At 68.0% G+C, this 18478-nt stretch carries 18 protein-coding genes; 13 read left to right on the top strand and 5 right to left on the bottom strand.

Annotated features, from left to right (window positions below; genetic code table 11):
* The first annotated feature begins 24 nt into the window (after nucleotides 1–24).
* Entirely contained in the window at nucleotides 25–984 is a 960-nt protein-coding gene (locus FR943_RS01225; RefSeq protein ID WP_217154469.1) for a phosphotriesterase family protein, read from the top strand.
* 13 nt (nucleotides 985–997) lie between these two features.
* On the top strand, nucleotides 998–2482 hold the full coding sequence (locus tag FR943_RS01220; RefSeq protein ID WP_217154468.1) for an AMP-binding protein: 1485 nt from the start codon (nucleotides 998–1000) through the stop codon (nucleotides 2480–2482).
* Here the strand turns inward: FR943_RS01220 and FR943_RS01215 are convergent.
* The gene (locus tag FR943_RS01215) at nucleotides 2445–3563 is read right to left on the bottom strand and encodes an acyltransferase family protein (RefSeq protein ID WP_218045172.1); all 1119 of its coding nucleotides are present in this window, start codon (nucleotides 3561–3563) and stop codon (nucleotides 2445–2447) included. The two genes, FR943_RS01220 and FR943_RS01215, sit on opposite strands and share 38 nt — an antisense overlap.
* A gap of 265 nt (nucleotides 3564–3828) precedes the next feature.
* Here FR943_RS01215 and pgfA point away from each other — a divergent pair, with 265 nt between their 5' ends.
* Both pgfA and FR943_RS01205 read left to right on the top strand, forming a co-directional pair.
* Complete coding sequence (gene pgfA / locus FR943_RS01210; protein ID WP_217154466.1) at nucleotides 3829–5025, top strand: cell envelope lipid trafficking protein PgfA; 1197 nt, start codon at nucleotides 3829–3831, stop codon at nucleotides 5023–5025.
* A gap of 14 nt (nucleotides 5026–5039) precedes the next feature.
* The gene (locus FR943_RS01205) at nucleotides 5040–6665 is read left to right on the top strand and encodes an MmpA family trehalose lipid delivery protein (protein ID WP_246584753.1); all 1626 of its coding nucleotides are present in this window, start codon (nucleotides 5040–5042) and stop codon (nucleotides 6663–6665) included.
* 413 nt (nucleotides 6666–7078) lie between these two features.
* Here FR943_RS01205 and FR943_RS01200 read toward each other — a convergent pair whose 3' ends face one another.
* The gene (locus tag FR943_RS01200) at nucleotides 7079–8248 is read right to left on the bottom strand and encodes a glycosyltransferase family 4 protein (protein WP_217154465.1); all 1170 of its coding nucleotides are present in this window, start codon (nucleotides 8246–8248) and stop codon (nucleotides 7079–7081) included.
* Nucleotides 8249–8296: 48 nt separating this feature from the next.
* Between FR943_RS01200 and FR943_RS01195 the strand changes: the two genes are divergently transcribed.
* Nucleotides 8297–9085 carry a class I SAM-dependent methyltransferase gene (locus tag FR943_RS01195; RefSeq protein WP_372448062.1) on the top strand — a complete coding sequence of 263 codons (789 nt, stop codon included), beginning with the start codon at nucleotides 8297–8299 and terminating at the stop codon, nucleotides 9083–9085.
* A 55-nt stretch (nucleotides 9086–9140) separates the two neighbouring features.
* Nucleotides 9141–10616, top strand: a complete 1476-nt coding sequence (locus tag FR943_RS01190) for an aldehyde dehydrogenase (protein WP_217154463.1) — start codon at nucleotides 9141–9143, stop codon at nucleotides 10614–10616.
* 58 nt (nucleotides 10617–10674) lie between these two features.
* Here the strand turns inward: FR943_RS01190 and FR943_RS01185 are convergent, their stop codons facing one another.
* A complete protein-coding gene (locus FR943_RS01185) occupies nucleotides 10675–11472 on the bottom strand; it encodes a crotonase/enoyl-CoA hydratase family protein (RefSeq protein WP_217154462.1) in 798 nt (265 codons plus the stop codon).
* A gap of 163 nt (nucleotides 11473–11635) precedes the next feature.
* Here FR943_RS01185 and FR943_RS01180 point away from each other — a divergent pair, with 163 nt between their 5' ends.
* Both FR943_RS01180 and FR943_RS01175 read left to right on the top strand, forming a co-directional pair.
* Nucleotides 11636–11800, top strand: coding sequence for a hypothetical protein (locus tag FR943_RS01180; RefSeq protein ID WP_217154777.1), 165 nt, complete (start codon nucleotides 11636–11638; stop codon nucleotides 11798–11800).
* The gene (locus FR943_RS01175; protein ID WP_217154461.1) at nucleotides 11784–12452 is read left to right on the top strand and encodes a TetR/AcrR family transcriptional regulator; all 669 of its coding nucleotides are present in this window, start codon (nucleotides 11784–11786) and stop codon (nucleotides 12450–12452) included. Before FR943_RS01180 ends, FR943_RS01175 begins: the two co-directional genes overlap by 17 nt.
* On the opposite strand, the gene FR943_RS01170 is transcribed toward FR943_RS01175, so the two are convergent.
* Nucleotides 12412–12945, bottom strand: coding sequence for a dihydrofolate reductase family protein (locus FR943_RS01170; RefSeq protein WP_217154460.1), 534 nt, complete (start codon nucleotides 12943–12945; stop codon nucleotides 12412–12414). The two genes, FR943_RS01175 and FR943_RS01170, sit on opposite strands and share 41 nt — an antisense overlap.
* A gap of 27 nt (nucleotides 12946–12972) precedes the next feature.
* Nucleotides 12973–13815, bottom strand: a complete 843-nt coding sequence (locus FR943_RS01165) for an arylamine N-acetyltransferase family protein (protein WP_217154459.1) — start codon at nucleotides 13813–13815, stop codon at nucleotides 12973–12975.
* Nucleotides 13816–13935: 120 nt separating this feature from the next.
* Between FR943_RS01165 and FR943_RS01160 the strand changes: the two genes are divergently transcribed.
* The 5 genes from FR943_RS01160 to FR943_RS01140 all read left to right on the top strand — a co-directional run bounded on the left by FR943_RS01160 (nucleotide 13936) and on the right by FR943_RS01140 (nucleotide 18473).
* Entirely contained in the window at nucleotides 13936–14193 is a 258-nt protein-coding gene (locus tag FR943_RS01160) for a ribbon-helix-helix domain-containing protein (RefSeq protein ID WP_217154458.1), read from the top strand.
* On the top strand, nucleotides 14180–14611 hold the full coding sequence (locus FR943_RS01155) for a type II toxin-antitoxin system VapC family toxin (RefSeq protein ID WP_217154457.1): 432 nt from the start codon (nucleotides 14180–14182) through the stop codon (nucleotides 14609–14611). Before FR943_RS01160 ends, FR943_RS01155 begins: the two co-directional genes overlap by 14 nt.
* A 150-nt stretch (nucleotides 14612–14761) precedes the next feature.
* Nucleotides 14762–15571 carry a 1-acyl-sn-glycerol-3-phosphate acyltransferase gene (locus FR943_RS01150; protein WP_217154456.1) on the top strand — a complete coding sequence of 270 codons (810 nt, stop codon included), beginning with the start codon at nucleotides 14762–14764 and terminating at the stop codon, nucleotides 15569–15571.
* A 6-nt stretch (nucleotides 15572–15577) separates the two neighbouring features.
* Entirely contained in the window at nucleotides 15578–17236 is a 1659-nt protein-coding gene (gene fadD12 / locus FR943_RS01145) for an acyl-CoA ligase FadD12 (protein ID WP_217154455.1), read from the top strand.
* Complete coding sequence (locus tag FR943_RS01140; protein ID WP_217154454.1) at nucleotides 17229–18473, top strand: alpha/beta hydrolase; 1245 nt, start codon at nucleotides 17229–17231, stop codon at nucleotides 18471–18473. Before fadD12 ends, FR943_RS01140 begins: the two co-directional genes overlap by 8 nt.
* The last annotated feature ends 5 nt before the right edge of the window (nucleotides 18474–18478 follow it).

Genomic DNA, 18478 nt, shown 5'->3' with positions numbered 1-18478 from the left:
ACTGCCACACCTAGCATCGGGCCCGTGCCGACTGTCAACACCGCCCACGGAGCCATCGATACCACCGACCTCGGCGTCACGCTCATGCACGAACACGTCTTCATCATGAGCAGCGAGCTGACGCAGAACTATCCGGAGTCCTGGGGCAACGACGCCAGCCGGGAAGCCGATGCGATCGCGCGGCTGACCGAACTCAAGTCCAACGGCGTCGACACCATCGTCGACCTCACGGTGATCGGACTCGGCCGCTACATTCCGCGGATCGCCCGGATCGCCGAGGCCACCGACCTCAACATCGTCGTCGCCACCGGCTTCTACACCTACAACGACCTGCCGCTGACCTTCCACTTCAACGGCCCCGCGGTGGGTCTCCCCGAACCGATGACCGAGATGTTCGTCCGCGACATCGAACACGGCATCGCCGATACCGGGATCAAGGCCGCGATCCTCAAGTGCGCCACCGACGAACCCGGCGTCACCCCCGGCGTCGAACGGGTGCTGCGGGCCGTCGCCCAGGCCCACCGGCAGACCGGGGTGCCGATCTCCACGCACACCCACGCCGCCAGCCGGCGCGGCCTCGAGCAGCAGCGCATCTTCGCCGAGGAGGGTGTCGACCTGTCCCGGGTGATCATCGGCCACTGCGGCGATACCACCGACATCGGCTACCTCGAGGAGTTGATCGCCAACGGCTCCTACATCGGCATGGACCGCTTCGGTGTCGATGTCTTCCTTCCGTTCCAGGAGCGGGTCGCCACCGTCGCGACCATGTGCGAGCGCGGCCATGCCGGCCAGATGGTGCTCTCGCACGACACCTGGTGCTACTTCGACGCGCTCCCCGACGAACTGACCACCCAGGCCCTGCCGAACAGCCACTACCTGCACATCCACAACGACGTACTGCCCGCGCTGCGCGAGCGCGGGGTCACCGAGGAGCAGATCACCACGATGCTGGTGGACAATCCGCGCCGGATCTTCGAGCAGTAGGGCGGCTACTGAGATGACCGACGCGATCCCGACGATTCCCACCCAGGTCACCCAGCTGGCGCAGGCCGAGCCCGACCGGCCCGCGGTCACCTGCCAGGGCGTCACACTGACCCGGGACGAGCTGGACCGCTCCAGCAATCGACTTGCCCGCGCCTACGCCGAACTCGGTGTGCAACAAGGCGATTACGTGACGATCAGCCTGCCGAACTCGATCGAGTGGGTGCAGGCCGTCCTGGCTGTTTGGAAACTCGGCGCGGTGCCGCAACCCCTGTCGCCCCGGCTGCCGGACGCCGAATTCGCCGGGATCCTGGCACTACGCCCCCGGGCCCTCGTCGTCGGCCGCGATACCGGCGAAACCCCCTGGGTGCCCGCCGGTTTCACCCCGGATACCACACTGTCGGATGCACCGCTTCCCGAGACGGTCTCCCCGACGTGGAAGTCGATGGCCTCCGGGGGCAGCACCGGGCGCCCAAAGCTGATCGAGGCCGGCGGCGACAGCCGGGTGCCGGCGCTGATCGGCGTTCCGCTGGGCGCCGAACCCGGTGACGTCACCTTGATGTCGGTACCGATGAGCCACAACACCGGCTTCACCACGTTCGCCATCGCCTTGTTGCAGGGCCACCACCTGGTGCTGATGCCGCGCTTCGACCCGGCCGAGTTCCTCGATCTGGTCACCGAACACCGCGTGACTTTCCTGACCACGGTGCCCACCATCATGCAGCGGCTGCTGCCGGCGCACCGGGCCGACCCGAAAGCCTATGACCTGTCCAGCATTCGGCGGTTCTGGCACGTCGGCGCACCCTGCCCGCCCGCGGTCAAACAGGCCTGGATCGACCTGCTCGGCCCCGACGCGCTGTGGGAACTGTACGGCGGCACCGAACTTCAGGCGCTGACCTTCATCTCCGGTGAGCAGTGGCTGCGCCATCCCGGGTCGGTCGGAGTGGTGGTGGCCGGTGAGATGAAGGTGCTCGACGACGACGGCGACGAATGCCCGCCCGGGGTGACCGGTGAGATCTACATGCGGCCCGGGCCGGGCAGTGCCCCCACCTACCGGTACGTCGGCAGCACGGCCAAGAGCCGCGACGGGTGGGATTCACTCGGAGATCTCGGGTATTACCTCGACGACGGCGACGAGCGGTTCTTCTATCTCAACGACCGACGGGTCGACATGTTCACCGTGGGCGGCAAGAACGTGTACCCGGCTGAGATCGAGGCCGCGCTGGCCGGCCATCCCGACGTGCTGTCCTGTCTGGTCGTCGGCATCCCGCACGAAGATCTGGGTCAGGTGCCGCACGCGCTGGTGCAGACATGCGACGGGTCAGACCTCGACGTGGAGGCGGTGCGGGCCTTCCTGCGCGAGCGACTGTCCGGCTACAAGGTGCCCGCTCACGTGGAGTTCGTCGACACCCCGCTGCGCGACGACGCCGGCAAGGCCCGGCGCACCGCGGTGCGAGACGAGGTCATCGCGCGGCTGGGGCAGGCTCCGGCTCGTCGGTGATCGAGCTGTCCAGCGGCGGTACGGGGGTCTGATTGCGGTACTCCCAGCGCCGCAACGCCTCCCGGCACGGCGACTCGACCAGCGCATAGCTGACCGCGGCCAGCGCGAAACCGAACACGAGCGTGAGCACCAGCACGATCAGCATCTGCCCGTTGAACAGGAACTCGCCGATCATCGGGAACACCATGGCCAACGCCGCCAGGTGCCACACGAACAACCCGTAGGACCAGCGGCCCAGCGTGACCATCACCCGGTTGCCCAGGATCCGGTGCCGGGTGCCGGGGTCATCGAGCACCAGCGGGGCCAGCAACGCACCTGCAACGATCGCGCCCATCGCGGTCTTGAGCGTGACCTGCTCGACCGATCCCGGGCGCAGGCCTTCCAACCCGGCCAGCGGTGAGGCCGCGATCGCGAACGCCACCGCGGCGATGACCGCCATCAGCACCCGGCGCCGTGCCAGCCGGTGCACCCAACCGAACGGGCTCACCGTGAGTTCGGCCAACACCATGCCCGCGGCGAACCACGAGAAGAACGCCGGCGGCCAGTTCCACGGGTTGAGCCCGGTGGTGCCGTCGAACGGGATGCGCACCCACAGCAGGCTCAGCGCCGCCAGGCCGATGATCACCCCGATGCGGGCCCGGACCGGCAGCCGGCGGGCCAGCAGCGCCAGCACCGGCAGCGCCAGGTAGAAGCTGACCTCGACCGACAGGCTCCACATCTGGGTCAGCCCGGCAGTCAGCGTCAGCGGTACATAGATCTGGGTCAGCGTGAGGTTGGCCAGCCACACCGTCAGATCGGCCTTGGCCTCTGGGAGCAGCAGGATGATCACTACGACGGCCACCACGTAGCCGGGCATGATGCGCACGATGCGGGACCGCAGGTAGTGACCGGTGCGTGGCCGCGGCCGCAATCCGCGGGCCGCGGCGGCGTGACCGCGCCACAGCAGGAACCCCGACAACGCGAAGAACACCGCGACCGCGAGGTCGAACCGGCCGAAGAAGCGGCCGCTCACCCCCGTGGTGTGCCCGGTCTGGAACGCCACGTGGGTGAGTACCACGCCCATTGCCGCGCACGCGCGCATGCCTTCGACGGCAGGCAGGAAGCTGCGGGTTCCGCCGACCTCGATTTTCGGGCCGACGTTCGGACCGGCTTCCGGGGCGGATTCTCCGGTGGCCACGGCGACCAGTGTGCCGTTCTGCGGCAACCGCGCCAAACCGCGGGTCGTCAAACCGCGGGTCAATGTGCCTGCAAGATGCCACCGGAGTAAGTAATGGCCTTAAATAGTGCTGTTAGGGTCGAACGGGTTTGCCTCACGACGAGTTGGCCCACACTGAAGGAGGCCCGGTTTGAACCGCGCAGTGGCGCTGCGTATCGCGGCATGCGGACTGATGGGGCTGGGTGCAGCCCTGCTGATTGCCGCACTGTTGCTGACCACCTACACCAAGGGCAAGATCGCGAAGATCCCGCTCAATCTGGATGCCAGCCTGGTCAGCGAGGGAACCGCGACCGCTTTCGATCCGGCATCGCTGGTGGCTGAGAAGTTCTCCGTGGACCGCAATGTGCCGGTCGCACTGCAGCAACAGGTCAGTGTGGAGTCCCCGTCGAACGCCGAGGTGGTGACGCTGCAGGTGGGCAGCTCGCTGCGGCGCACCGATCGGCAGAAGGACGCCGGGCTGCTGTTGGCGATGGTGGACACCGTCACGATGAACCGCAGCACCGCGCTGGCCGTGTCCAGCGACAACAACCCGGGTGGGGCGCTGCAGAAGCCCCGCGCAATCGAGGACGAGAAGCCGCCGACGAACATCGCGCTGCCGCACGAGGGCCTGACCTACCGGTTCCCGTTCGACACCGAGAAGAAGACCTACCCGATGTTCGACGCGATCGCGCAGAAGGCGTTCGACGCGAATTACGACGGTGAAGAAGATGTCAACGGTTTGACCACGTACCGGTTCATCCAGAACGTGGGCTACGACTCCGACGGCAAGCTGGCCGAGCCGGTCAAGTACTCGTCGCTGTACGAGGACGACGCCGACAGCTCGGTGACCGCCAGCGCCGAGATGTGGGGCGTGCCCGGCGAACCCGACGAGCGCATCACGATGGACCGGTTCTACGCCGCGCAACGCACCTTCTGGGTGGATCCGGTGTCGGGCACCATCGTCAAGGCCCAGGACCACGGCTACCAGTACTACGCCCGAGACGCGCTCAAGCCCGAGGTGACCTACGTCGACTACAAGGTCACCTACAACGAGGAGACCGTGGAGTCCCAGGTGGCGGCGGCTCAGGACGAACGCGACCGGGTGGCACTGTGGACCCGGGTCCTGCCGATCACGTTCACCGCGCTGGGCCTGCTCGCCCTCGTCGGCGGTGCGGTGGTGGGATCGTTCGCGGTGCGCGCCGAATCCACCCTGATCGATCCGGGTCTGGACACCGCCGATCACGGCTTCTTCGACACCCAGGGCTTCCAAGTTCCCGGGGCTGAGGCGAAGACCGAGAAGCTGCCGGCGCAACGGCCGTCCGATCTTCCACCGGATCGGCCGATCTGAGCCTGCGCTCTGCTTTGCTGCCGGCCTACGCGCTGGCGCTGTCGTTGTTGGTGACCGGGCCCCTGCTGGGGCCCGGTTATCTGCTTTTGCGCGACGCGGTGTCCACCCCACGGTCCCATCTGACCGACGCCGCGCTGGGCCTGACCGAGGCCGCGCCCCGGGCGCTGCCCCAGGACTTCTTCGTCGCCGTGGCCTCGACCGTGGTGGATGGCGGGATCGTGGTCAAGGTTCTGCTTGTGGCCGGGTTGTGGTTGGCGGGCTGGGGTGCCGCGCGGCTGGCCGTGACGGTGCTGGGAGCCGGCGGGCCGGGGCAGTTCCTCGCGGCGACGCTGGCGATCTGGAATCCCTATGTGGCCGAACGACTTTTGCAGGGGCACTGGAGCCTGCTGGTCGGCTATGGCTGTCTGCCCTGGGTGGCGGCGGGTGTGCTGCGGATACGGTCGACGCCGCCGGGGCCGGCGGCACTGTGCGGACTGGTGTTCTGGACGGCGCTGGCCGGGCTGACACCGACCGGCCTGATGCTGGCCGCCACGGTGGCGCTGGTGTGCGTTGTCGCGCCCGGTGACGGCTGGCGTCGGCTGCGGGTTGCCGCGCTGGCGTTGGGTTCGGCCGTGCTGGCCGCGACGCCGTGGTTGGTGGCCGCGGCCGTGGGCGGGACGGTGTCATCGCCGGATTCTGCGGCCGGGGTGCACGCGTTCGCGGCCCGCGCCGAACCGGGCCTGGCCACCGTGGGCAGCCTGGCCGGCCTCGGCGGGATCTGGAACGGCGACGCGGTGCCGGGATCCCGCACGACGCTTTTCGCGGTGGTGGCCACCGCGGTGCTTGTGGGCATCGTGGCCCTGGGCCTGCAGGTGGTGGTGCGCAATCGGGCGGCTCGACCGCTGCTGATCCTGGCTGCGGCGGCGGTCATCCTTCCGGCCGCGATGGCGACCGGCCCCGGACTGACGTTCGTCGATGCCGCGATTCGGGCGGTGCCCGGGCTGGGCGTGCTGCGGGACGGGCAGAAGTGGGTGGCGCTGGCCATGCCGGGGTATGCGGTGGCCGCGGCCGCCGCGCCGGATGTGTTGCGCCGCCTCCGGATTCCACCTGCCGCCGCCGCGGCGGTGTGCTGCGCGGCGTTGCTCGCGGTCCTGCCCGATCTGGCCTGGGGCGTCGGCAATCAGATGCGCGCGGTGCACTACCCGGCTTCGTGGCCGGCGGCGGCCGCCCGGATCAATGCCGAGCCGCGCCCGGTGGTGGCGCTGCCGCCCGACAGCATGCGTGAATTCTCATGGGCTGGAACGGCTCCCGTGCTCGATCCGCTGCCGCGCTGGCTGCGTGCCGAGGTGCTGACCACCGGAGATCTGACCATCGGCGGGCAGACCGTACCCGGTGAAGGAGCTCGGGCTCGGACCGTGCAGGAGCTGGTGCGCTCGGGGGCCTCCGATCGTGCCCTGGCCGAAGCCGGTGTGGGCTGGGTGGTGCGCGAATCCGACCGGGATGTCGCAGTGCACTGGGTGGGCGGCTCGGCGCCGGCATCCCCGCACCGGGGGCTCCTGATCTCTGCGCACCTGGTGTGGCTGGGGCTGTTGGTGGGCGGGGCGATCGGGATGAAAGTCGGCAGCTGGCGGGGGCGCCGACGAGCAGAACGGGACCGTTAGCCTCGGCGTGTCCGCGGCGCAGCGCCGGCGTGTCGTGGCGCGGAGGCGGTTCTCGACGTGCCCGACTGTGAGCGACTTTTCAGCGACAATCGCCTCGCAGGCCGCCATGCGCCTCATTGGCCCCAGAGCCGATCAGTACTTGCGCCACTCCAGACTCAATCCGACTCATGCACAACAGATTTCGTGTTGTCCACCTGTCAGCGACAGAGTCGCTGACAGGTGGACATTGGACCAGTGAGATTCATGAGGCCGATGGTGCTCAAGTTCCAAAAATACCCAGCGACAATGTGTTTGATGCGTCCCATGTTACTCGCGGGGCGATTGTCGCTGAAAAGTCGCGCACAGCCGGGCACATCGGCTATCGCTCGGAGAGCTGTGACGGGTGTGAGGGGGAATGCCCTACCGGCGCCGGATCAGACCAGCCCGCTGACGTACTGCCGCTCGTGCACCGACTCCAGCACGGTACGCATCGCGTCCGCGCTCAATGCCCAGGAGAACTCGTCGCTGCGGGTCTGGGCCTTGCTGCCCAACTGAACTCGCAGCACCGGGTCGCGCAACAGCTGACGCAGTCCGGCGATCAGTGCCTCGCGATCGTCGACCAGCAGCCCGGTCACCCCGTCGACGATCGAGTCGGTCAATCCGCCAGAGTTGCGGTACCCGATGGTCGGCACCCCGTGCTGGGCGGCTTCGGTGACCGCAAGCCCCCAACCCTCTTTGCGCGACGGCAACACGTGGACCCAACTCTGTTGCAGGACTCGGTGTTTGGTCTCTTCGTCGACGTGGCCGTGGAAGGTCACCGCATCGGTGATGCGGAGCAGTTCGGCGTGCTCGACCAGGCGCTCACCCCACCAGCCCCCGCCGAGGATGTCCAGGTGCAGCCCGGGCACCTCGGTACGCAGCGCCGCAACCGCCTCCAGCGCGTCTTCGATCTGCTTGTGCGGCACCAGCCGGGACAGCACCACCAGCCGTGGGGCCTGCGATCGGGGCAGCTCCAGCGTGCCACCGGGAGCCTCGTCAAGCCCGTTGCGCACCACCGCAATCCGGCCGGAATCCACTCCGAGCTCATTGAGATCGCGCGCTGAGGGCAGCGACACGGTTACGTACTGGTTGCGCCGGTGCAGGCGCGGGGAGAGCCTCGATTCGACGAACCAGCCGATCCGGCCCCGCACCGGTCCGGCCACCGGCCAGAGCTCCCGGTGACAGTGGTGCACCAGCACCGCCACCCGGCGCCCGAACGCCAACCGGGCCAGGAACGGCAGCCCGTTCTGGGTGTCGACGACGACGTCGGGCCGCACCCGGCGCAGCGGCCCCAGCCCGACGCGGGCGGCCACCATGGCCAGTCCGGCCCAGATGTAGACGCTGTAGGGCCCGCCGGCGCGGTTGATCCGCACGCCGTCGACCACTTCACGGCGAGCCGCGCCGGGGTACCGCGCGGTGCGCAACGTGACATCGACGCCGTCGGAGGCCAGGCATGCGCCGATCCGCTGCAGATAAGCCTCGCTGCCGCCGCCCTGCGGATGGCCGGTGTCGCGCCAGCACAGCAGCAAGACGCTGCGCAGGCGAGGGGCAGGACGGGCAGACATCGAATCGAGAGTACCGGTGAGTAGGTTGGGCGGGTGCAGCCCAGCGACATCTCGGCACACTTTGCCCGACGGGCCACCCTGAGCCGGTCGGTGCGCCTGCTGGCGCAGTTCCGCTTCGAGCAGAGTGAACCGGCCCGGTTCTACAGTGCGCTGGCCGGCGACACCGTCGAGATGGTCACCGATCTGTGGACATCGGCCACCGGCGACTCGGCGGCCGGCCGCACGGTGCTCGACGTCGGCGGCGGGCCGGGCTACTTCGCGTCGGCGTTCGAGGGTGCGGGGATGAACTACATCGGCGTGGAGCCCGATCCGCGCGAGGCGCATGCCGGTGCCGCCAGGGCGGCGACACCCAGCTTGGGCCCGGCCGACGAGCGCGGGGCGGGCCGATTCGTGCGGGCCTCGGGGCTGGCGCTGCCGTTCGCCGAATCCTCGGTCGACGTCTGTTTGTCCTCCAACGTCGCCGAGCACGTGCCGCACCCGTGGCAGTTGGGAAACGAGATGCTGCGGGTCACCCGGCCCGGCGGGCTGGTGGTGCTGTCCTACACGGTGTGGCTGGGCCCGTTCGGCGGCCACGAGATGGGCCTGACGCACTACCTGGGCGGCGCCCGGGCGGCTGAGCGCTACACCCGAAAGCACGGCCACCGGCCCAAGAACGACTACGGCTCGTCGTTGTTCGCGGTATCGGCCGCCGACGGACTGCAGTGGGCGCGCTCGACCGGAGCGCTGGTCTGCGCTTTTCCCCGCTACCACCCCCGATGGGCGTGGTGGATGACCGCGGCGCCGGGGTTGCGCGAGTTCCTGGTGAGCAATCTGGTGCTCGTGCTGCGGCCGTCCTGAAGCCACCAACTGGAACAGGTTCTCGTTTCGCCGATTACTCGGTAGTGTGACGGCCATGACACAGAGCGTTGATGTGGCCAAGACCGATTACGACAAGCTGTTCATCGGTGGCCAGTGGGTCGAGCCGTCGACCTCCGAGATCATCGAAGTTTTCTCGCCCGCTACCGGGCAGAAGGTCGGTCAGGTCCCGTTGGCCGCGGCGGCCGATGTGGACGCGGCCTGCGCAGCAGCGCGCAAGGCATTCGACGAGGGGCCCTGGCCGCACCTGTCCCCGGAAGAGCGCCAGGCGGTGCTGGCCAAGGCCGTCGAGCTGATCAACGCCCGCGCCGAGGAGTTCAAGCACCTGCTCAAGCTGGAGACCGGCCAGCCGCAGACCATCGTGGACATGATGCAGTTCGGCGCCGGGGTGTCGGGGCTGCAGTACTACGCCGGCGCCGCCGACAAGTACCCGTGGCGCGACATCCGCGACGGCATCTACGGCCAGACCCTCGTCCTCAAGGAACCGATCGGCGTCGTCGGCGCCGTCATCGCCTGGAACGTGCCGTTCTTCCTGTCCTGCAACAAGCTGGGTCCGGCCCTGCTGGCGGGTTGCACCGTGGTGCTCAAGCCGGCCGCCGAGACCCCGATGACCACCAACCTGCTGGCCGAGGTGTTCGCCGAGGCCGGGCTACCGGAGGGGGTGCTGTCGGTGGTGCCGGGTGGTCCCGAGACCGGCCGCGCGCTGACCAACAACCCCGAGATCGACAAGTTCACCTTCACCGGCTCGTCGGCGGTGGGCAAGGAGATCGGCAAGATCGCGGCCGAGAAGCTCAAGCCCTGCACGCTGGAACTCGGCGGCAAGTCCGCGGCGATCATCCTCGAGGACGCCGATCTGGATTCCACGCTGCCCATGCTGGTGTTCTCCGGCCTGATGAACAGCGGACAGGCCTGTGTCGGCCAGACTCGCATCCTGGCTCCACGCTCGCGCTACGACGAGGTCGTCGAAAAGCTCGGTGCAGCTGTCGGTGCGATGCAGGCCGGCCTGCCGGAAGACCCGGCCGCCATGATCGGCCCGGTGATCAGCGAGAAGCAGCGCGACCGGGTGGAGGGTTACATCCGTAAGGGCATCGAGGAGGGCGCCCGCGTCGTCACCGGCGGCGGACGTCCCGAAGGTCTGGACGGCGGCTGGTTCGTACAGCCGACGGTGTTCGCCGACGTCGACAACTCGATGACCATCGCCCAGGAGGAGATCTTCGGGCCGGTGCTCGTGGTGATCCCGTTCGAGGACGAGGACGACGCGGTGCGCATCGCCAACGATTCGCCCTACGGCCTGGCCGGCAGCGTCTACACCACTGATTTCCCCAAGGCGATCGAGATCGCGTCGAAGATCCGCACCGGCACGTACGCGGTGAACATGTACGCCTTCGATCCGGGTTCGCCGTTCGGCGGCTACAAGAACTCCGGCATCGGCCGGGAGAACGGCCCGGAGGGCATCGACGCCTACACCCAGGCCAAGAGCGTGCTGCTGCCGTTCGGTTACACCCCGGCGTAACACCCGCGAGCAGCTATCCGGGGGGCTGCGCCCCGTGGATAGCTGCTCGGCAGGGGACTCAGCGGCCCTGGAAGGTGGCGGCGCGGCGTTCGACGAACGACTGCACACCTTCGGCGGCATCAGCGGTCCCGAACAGTTCGGCCACCACGGGCTGCAGCCGAGCGATCGCGGCGGCATCCCCGTCCCGGTGCGCGCGGTGCGCTGAGGCCAGCGTGGCCCGCACGCCCAGCGGTGCGGCCCGGTCCGCGATCGTGTGAGCGATCTCGCGGGCCGTGGCGACGGCCACCTCGGCGTCGGCCGCCACTTCCTGAACCAGCCCGATTCGGTGTGCCTCGGCCGCGTCGAACTCGTCGCCGGTGAGCAGCCAGCGCATGGCGTTGCCCCAGCCCGTCTGCCGCGGCAACCGCAGGGTGGCCCCGCCGAAGGGATAGATGCCGCGCAACACCTCGATCTGCGCGAACCGGGTGTCCTGCGCCGCCACCCGGATATCGGCCGCCAACAGCAGTTCGATGCCGAGCGTGAGGCACCGGCCCTGGGCAGCGGCGACGACGGGTTTGGTCCAGTCGCCGTCGAGACGCCACGGATCGCGCCCGCCCGTCGGGACCGGCAGCTCGCCGCCGGCCAGTTGGGGTGCGACGTCGACGAGGTCGAGGCCGGCGGTGAAGTGCTCACCGTGGGCGAACAGCACACCGGCACGCAGGTCGTCGTCAGATTCCAGCAGTCCGTACGCCAACGCCAGGTCGGAGAGCATCGCGACGTTGAACGCGTTGCGTTTCTCCGGTCGGTTCAGCCCGATCAGCAGGACATGGCCGTCCCGCTGCAGCGTGAGGGTGTCGAAGACAGGGTCGGTGGTCATGGACGCAGTCAACGCCGAGTCGCAGAATTATGCAAGTCATCATAATTTGTGGCGGCTTGCGGTGACGGCTAGCCCGGTTCAGAAGCCGTTAACCTGCTAGCCTCTGTGCATCGGCATGGTCGTCAGACACTCGACACCGTGCGAGGATTCCATCATTTCTATGGTGGATCACATAGAAGGGCGGTGCGCGATGTGGGTCGTCGAACTCAACCTCGCCGGTCACCGGTTCACCCGTCGAGTCCGCACCCCACACAGCTCGGTGCGCACCCTCACCCCGTGGATGCTGCTGCGCTGTTCCTCGCAATACCTGCATGACCGGGTCGCCTGACACCGCCACCAAGCCGCGGAACAAGCGTGGCAGCACCCGCGCCCGCATGCTCGGCAGCGCGGTCGAGGTGCTGCGCGAACGGGGCGCGGCCGGCGTCACGATCGACGAAGTGCTCACCCGCAGCGGCGCCCCGCGCGGCTCGGTGTACCACCACTTCCCCGGCGGACGTCGCCAGATCCTGATCGAGGCGCTCGAGTTCGCCGCGGACACCATCAGCGGCGTCATCGACGCCGAAACCCTGGACAACCCAGGGGATCTGGTGCACCGATTCGTCGAGTTCTGGGAACAAGTGCTCACCGGAAGCGATTTCACCGCCGGCTGCCCGGTGGTCGCGGCGGCGCTCGGCTCCCCGGACGACGAACCGGAACTCACCGCGGCCGCCAGCGCCATCTTCGACCGATGGCGGACAAGCCTCACCGGCGCGTTCACCGCCGACGGTTTCACCGGATCCGATGCAGCCTCGCTGGCGGTGATGTGCCTGGCCGCCTTGGAAGGCGCCGTGGTGCTGTGCCGCTCGTCGAGATCGGTACAGCCGCTCCACGACGTGGCCCGTCAACTCGAATTCCTGATCCTGTCACGGGAATTCGTACGTCGTAACGGCGTTCCCCGGATCAATCGGCCGGCTGCGCCCGGACCCACCGGACACAAATGAACTCGCCGTTGGCAGCCGAATCCGCCAGCACCCACTCGGAACGGACCGGCAGCACCCGTGCGCCGGCGCCCAGCGAGCAGGGCGCGTAGCTGACCACCATCTCGTCGATCAGCCCCGCCGCGACGAACCGCGCAGCAACCTCACCGCCGCCGACCACCCAGACATCTTTGCCCGCTGCGACTTTCACCAACCGAGTGTGCAATTCCGCGACATCCCCGCTGAACACCTGCACCGGATGCCCGGCGGCGACGATCTCCGGCCGGTGCGTCAGCACCCACGTCGGTTGGTCGTACATCCACTCGCCGGGGTGATTCTGCACGATCCACTCATAGGTCGCCGAGCCCATCGCCAGCGCGCCAACGGTTTTGAAGAACTCGTCGTAGCCGAACGGGCCGCGCGGGTCGATGTCCCGTGAGATCAGCCAATCCAGGCTGTCCTCGGTGTCGACGATGAAACCGTCCAAACTCGACGCGGTGTAGTACACGGTCTTCACAGTTCGATGTTCTCCCACTCCGGGGTCTCAGCTGTCCAGGACTTGCGCCACCCGGGCCTCGACGTCGACGCCGGGATCGAGATCGGACAGGTTGACCCCGAACCGCTCGGTCAGTGCGTCGAGAACCTCTGCGGCGGAATCGAATCGGACACGCTCGGTGTCCCCGTGACGGTGGATGGCCAGGTTGCGGCCGCGCAGGTTGATCCGGGCGTCGTCGGTGACCAGCGCGGCGGTGAGGCCGACGACGAAGATGCCACCGGGATGCGTGGACACATACCAACTTGCGGCTTCCAGATCGACGCGCGGCTGCGGCACCGTGGTGAACCGGTAGAGCGGCTGCCACACCCCCCGCACCTGTGCGGCCAGTTGGTATTCAGGCCCGTGGGTGGAGGGCAGTTCGAGTAGCCGACAGGGCTCATGGCGGGTCTGTTGCACCGCACCAAGCTGCAGCCGGATCGGCGACGAGAGGGTCTGCCCACCGAAGCCGACGTCGACCACATACCGCCCGGCGACCCCGGGGACCGTCACGGCGAGCAGGTTGTGGGTGAGCGCGGACAGCGGGGCGTCGGGCTCCTTCATCCACACCACCCGCCCGGCCAGCCGGTCCACGCCGTAGCCCAGCCCTTCCAAGACATAACCGAGCAGCCCGTTGTGCTCGTAGCAGTAGCCACCGCGACCTCGGGTGATCAGCTTGTCGGCCAATGCCTCGGCACTGAGATCAGCCACCGGGAGGCCCAGCAGCGGGTCCAGGTTTTCGAACGGGATCGCACGCCCGTGGGCGGCGATGAGATTCTGCAGCGTGTCCACGTCAGGTGCTGCCGGGCCCTGATAGCCGATCCGATTGAAGTACGCGGTGAGGTCCAATCCCATGACCGCCAATGATGCTGCCTCAACGGCGGTTGAGGTCAATTGCGGACAGCATTGGACCGAACAACCGATCTAACCTGCTGGAGCATCTTTATGTCGGCTATGGCCACTAAGATGACACCTATGCGCACGACCGTCCGAATCGACGATGACCTCTACCGGGAGGTGAAGACGCGCGCCGCACGCTCGGGGCGCACGGTCGCCGCCGTTCTCGAAGATGCGGTACGTCGAGGGCTCGAACGCGACGAACCCGCAAAGAGGCCCCGCTACACCGTTCAGCCGCTGGGCTCCGGGGGGCTGCGGCCGGGCATCGACATCGCGTTCAACAGCACTGTCGCCGAGGCGATGGACGAGGGCGCGGCGATCGATGCTCTGCGTTGATGTCAATGTGCTCGTCTACGCCCATCGGCCCGATCTGCCGGAACACACCGCCTATCGGTCGCTTCTCGAAGAGCTGGCCAACGGCGAAGAACCATTGGGGCTGCCCGATGCCGTCCTCAGCGGGTTCCACCGGGTGATGACCAACCGTCGCGTCTTCACCGCGCCGGCGACCCCTGCGCAAGCTTGGGCTGCGATCGACGCCGTCAAGTCGGCCCCCGCAGCGCTCTCGCTGCGCGCAGGCGAGCGGCATTGGACGCTGTTCCGGCAACTGTGTGAGGACATCGGGGCGACCGGCAACGACGTCCAGGATGCCTACCTGGCCGCATACGCCCTGGAAAACAACGCCACCTGGCTTAGTGCCGACCGCGGGTTCGCCCGTTTTCAGCGGCTGCGCTGGCGCCATCCGCTGGACCGCTAACCACCCCCGTCACCTGCGGTTTTTGAGAGGATGTCAGGCGGGTGCCCGTCAGGTCAGAGCGCAGCACATGAACGCGAATGGGTTTTTGTACCGCGAGCTGGCTACACTGGCAAAACTAGAACACGTTCCAATCCACATCAGGGGGACCCTGTGGCCGCGACCGACATCGACCCGTCCGAAATCACCAAGTGGGATCCGGGCCTGACCGAGAAGGTCATGGGCTTCCTGCGGCCGCTGATCAAGGGCTACCACCGCGCCGAGGTGCGCGGGCTGGACAGCTTCCCCAACGGCGGCGCCCTGGTGGTGTCGAACCATTCCGGTGGCCTGTTCGCCCTGGACGTGCCGGTGTTCGCGACGGGCTTCTACGAGAAGTTCGGCTATGAGCGCCCGGTGTACACGCTCAGCCACGACATGCTGATGACGGGCCCGACGGCGGCGTTCTTCAAGAAGACCGGCTTCATCCGGGCCAATCACGAGAACGCCGACGAGGCGCTGCGCTCGGGCGGCGTGGTCGTGGTGTTCCCCGGCGGAGATTACGACGTGTACCGGCCCACCCTGTCGGCCAACAAGATCGACTTCGCCGGACGCACCGGTTACGTGAAGGCCGCGATCAACGCCGGCGTGCCGATCGTGCCGATGGTCGGCATCGGCGGCCAAGAGACCCAGCTGTTCCTGTCCCGCGGCACCGGCGTGGCCAAGGCGCTGGGCCCGATCGCGCGGTTGGCCCGCACCAAGATCGTGCCGTTGTCGTTCGGGTTCCCGTTCGGCCTGTCGGCGGTGCTGCCACTCAATGTGCCGCTGCCGACCAAGATCGTGATGAAGACCCTGCCGCCGATCGACATCGCCGCCGAGTTCGGCGAGAACCCCGACATCGATGAGGTGGATGCGCAGGTCCGCCGGGTCATGCAGCGTGCGCTGGACGAGCTGGCCGCGCAGCGCCGCTTCCCGGTGATCGGTTGATCGCCGGTGAATCCGTTTGATCTGCTGACGGGACCGCTGGACCGAGTCACCGACACCGTCGGCCTGGTCAGCACCATGCGCCGGGCCGGCATCATCACCGCGATGCGCCCGGACAAATACCTGCGCATCGCCGCCGCCATGTCCCGCGAGAACATGAGCATCACTTCGGGTTTCGCGGCCTCGGCGCAGCGCTGCCCGAATCGGCCCGGCCTGGTCGACGAACTCGGCACGTTGACCTGGCAGCAGGTCGACCAGCAGGCCGACGCCCTGGCCGCCGGGCTGCAGGCACTGCCCGGTGGTGAACCGAACGTGCTCGGCATCATGGCCCGCAATCACCGCGGCTTCGTGCTGTCGCTGATCGCGGCCAACCGCATCGGGGCCGACGTGCTGCTGCTCAACACCTCGTTCGCCGCGCCGGCGATGGCCGAGGTGTGGACACGCGAGACCGACAGCAAGACCAGTGCCGTGATCTACGACGAAGACTTCACCGGCACCGTCGATCAAGCACTCGCCGGGCATCCGAACACCGCGCGGATCGTGGCCTGGACCGACACCCACGCCCACGACGTCACGGTGGCCAAGCTCGTCGAGCAGCACCGGGGCGAAGAGCCCCGGCGTGCGAGCGAGAAGACGCGCTCAAAGGGGAAGGTGATCCTGCTGACCTCGGGCACCACCGGAACGCCCAAGGGCGCCAAGCATTCCGGCGGCGGCCCCGAGGTGCTCAAGTCGATCCTCGATCGCACCCCGTGGCACACCGAAGAGCGGGTGGTGATCGCGGCGCCGATGTTCCACGCCTGGGGTTTCTCCCAGTTGGCCTTCGCGGCGTCGATGGCCTGCACCATCGTCACCCGCCGCAAATTCGATCCCGAGGCCACGCTCGAGCTCGTCGACCGGCACCGGGCCAAGGGGCTGTGCGTGGTGCCGGTGATGTTCGACCGGATCATGGATCTGCCCGAGCACGTGCTGAATCGCTACGACGGCCGCACGCTGCGGTTCGCCGCGGCGTCCGGCTCCCGCATGCGCCCCGACGTCGTCACCGCGTTCATGGACCGGTTCGGTGACATCATCTACAACAACTACAACGCCACCGAGGCCGGCATGATCGCCACCGCGACACCAGCCGATCTGCGCGCCGCACCCGACACGGCCGGTAAACCGGCCGAGGGCACCGAGATCCGCATCCTCGACGCGGATCTCGCCGAGGTGCCGATGGGCGAGGTGGGCACGATCTACGTGCGCAACTCGACGCAGTTCGACGGCTACACCTCCGGCACCACCAAGCAGTTCCACGAGGGCTTCATGTCGTCGGGCGATGTCGGCTACCTGGATGCGGCCGGCCGACTGTTCGTGGTGGGCCGTGACGACGAGATGATCGTCTCCGGCGGAGAGAACGTCTACCCGATCGAGGTGGAGAAGGTTCTGGCCGGTCATCCCGAGGTTTCCGAGGCCGCCGTGATCGGCGTCGACGACGAGCAGTACGGGCAACGACTCGTGGCGTTCGTGGTGCTCTCGGGCGGGTCCACCCCCGACGATCTCAAGGCGTATGTTCGAGAGAACCTGGCCAATTACAAAGTGCCGCGGGAGATCACCGTGCTCGCCGAGTTGCCGCGCAACAGCACCGGAAAGATCGACCGCCGTCAACTCCAGGAGAGGGTGAATGGCTGACCGCCATCGTGGACCAAGAAGGCGGCTACTGACAGCGGCGGCCGAGCTGCTCAATGCCGCCAACGCGGTGAAGCCGCTCGGACGCAAGGGGTACAGCACCATCGCGGCCTTCGCGTTCGGCTGGCCGACCTCGGAGAACGCCCCGTTGGTGATCACCGTGTCGGCCCTCGACGCGCTGCGCCGCGGCGTCCGCGGCGATTATCGCTCGGCAGGCGGCCGAATCTCATTGCTGTTCAAGGCGATTTCCTGGGCACTGCTGGTACTGGTGCACCGCCGCGGTGTGCAATCCCGCGCCTACTTCGAGAATCCGGTGCAGGAGGCCCTGGCCGACGAGTACCCGTCGGTACTGCGGCCGTTGCGGCGCGGCGAGGTGTACTCCACCTCGATGAGCCGGCGCCGCTACGCCCGCACCACGGTGCACTACGGTCCACACCGGGCGAACCTGGCCGACATCTGGATGCGCCCGGACCTGCCGCGCGGTGGCAAAGCGCCGGTGCTGCTTCAAGTTCCGGGTGGGGCGTGGATGATCGGCATGCGACGCCCGCAGTCCTATCCGCTGATGAGTTACCTGGCCGAGCAGGGCTGGATCTGCGTGTCGATCGGCTACCGGATCAGCCCACGCCACCCGTGGCCGAACCACATCATCGACGTCAAGCAGGCGCTGGCCTGGGTCAAGGCCAACATCGCCGAGTACGGCGGGGATCCGGACGCGGTGTGCATCACCGGCGGTTCGGCGGGCGGTCACCTGACCGCGCTGGCCGCCCTGACCCCCAACGATCCCAAGTGGCAGCCGGGTTTCGAGGACGCCGACACCTCGGTGGCCGCGGCGGTACCGGTCTACGGCCGCTACGACTGGTTCTCCACCACCGGTCCCGGCCGGGTCGAGTTCATGGAGATCCTGGAGCGGCTGATCGTCAAGAAGCCACTGGCCACCAGTGATCAGGTGTACCGCGACGCGTCACCGATCACGCTGGTGCATCCCGACGCCCCACCGTTTTTCGTGCTGCACGGCACCAATGACTCGCTCATCCCGGTGGTCGAGGGCCGCGATTTCGTCGAAGCACTGCGCAAGGTGTCGAAGTCCCCGGTGGTGTACGCCGAGATCCCGCACGCCCAGCACGCGTTCGACTTCTTCGGCTCGCCCCACGGCCACTACACCGCCGATGCCGTGTCGGAGTTTCTGACCTGGGCTCGGGCCCGGGCTCAGCTCACCGCGAGCTCCGCTGCCGGTCGGTAAGCTCC

Origin of the sequence: [Mycobacterium] fortunisiensis, assembly GCF_019050325.1 — a bacterium.
Taxonomy (GTDB): domain Bacteria; phylum Actinomycetota; class Actinomycetes; order Mycobacteriales; family Mycobacteriaceae; genus Mycobacterium; species Mycobacterium fortunisiensis.
The sequence above is the reverse complement of the archived record's forward strand: the minus strand, read 5'-3'. Positions and strand labels throughout refer to the sequence as shown.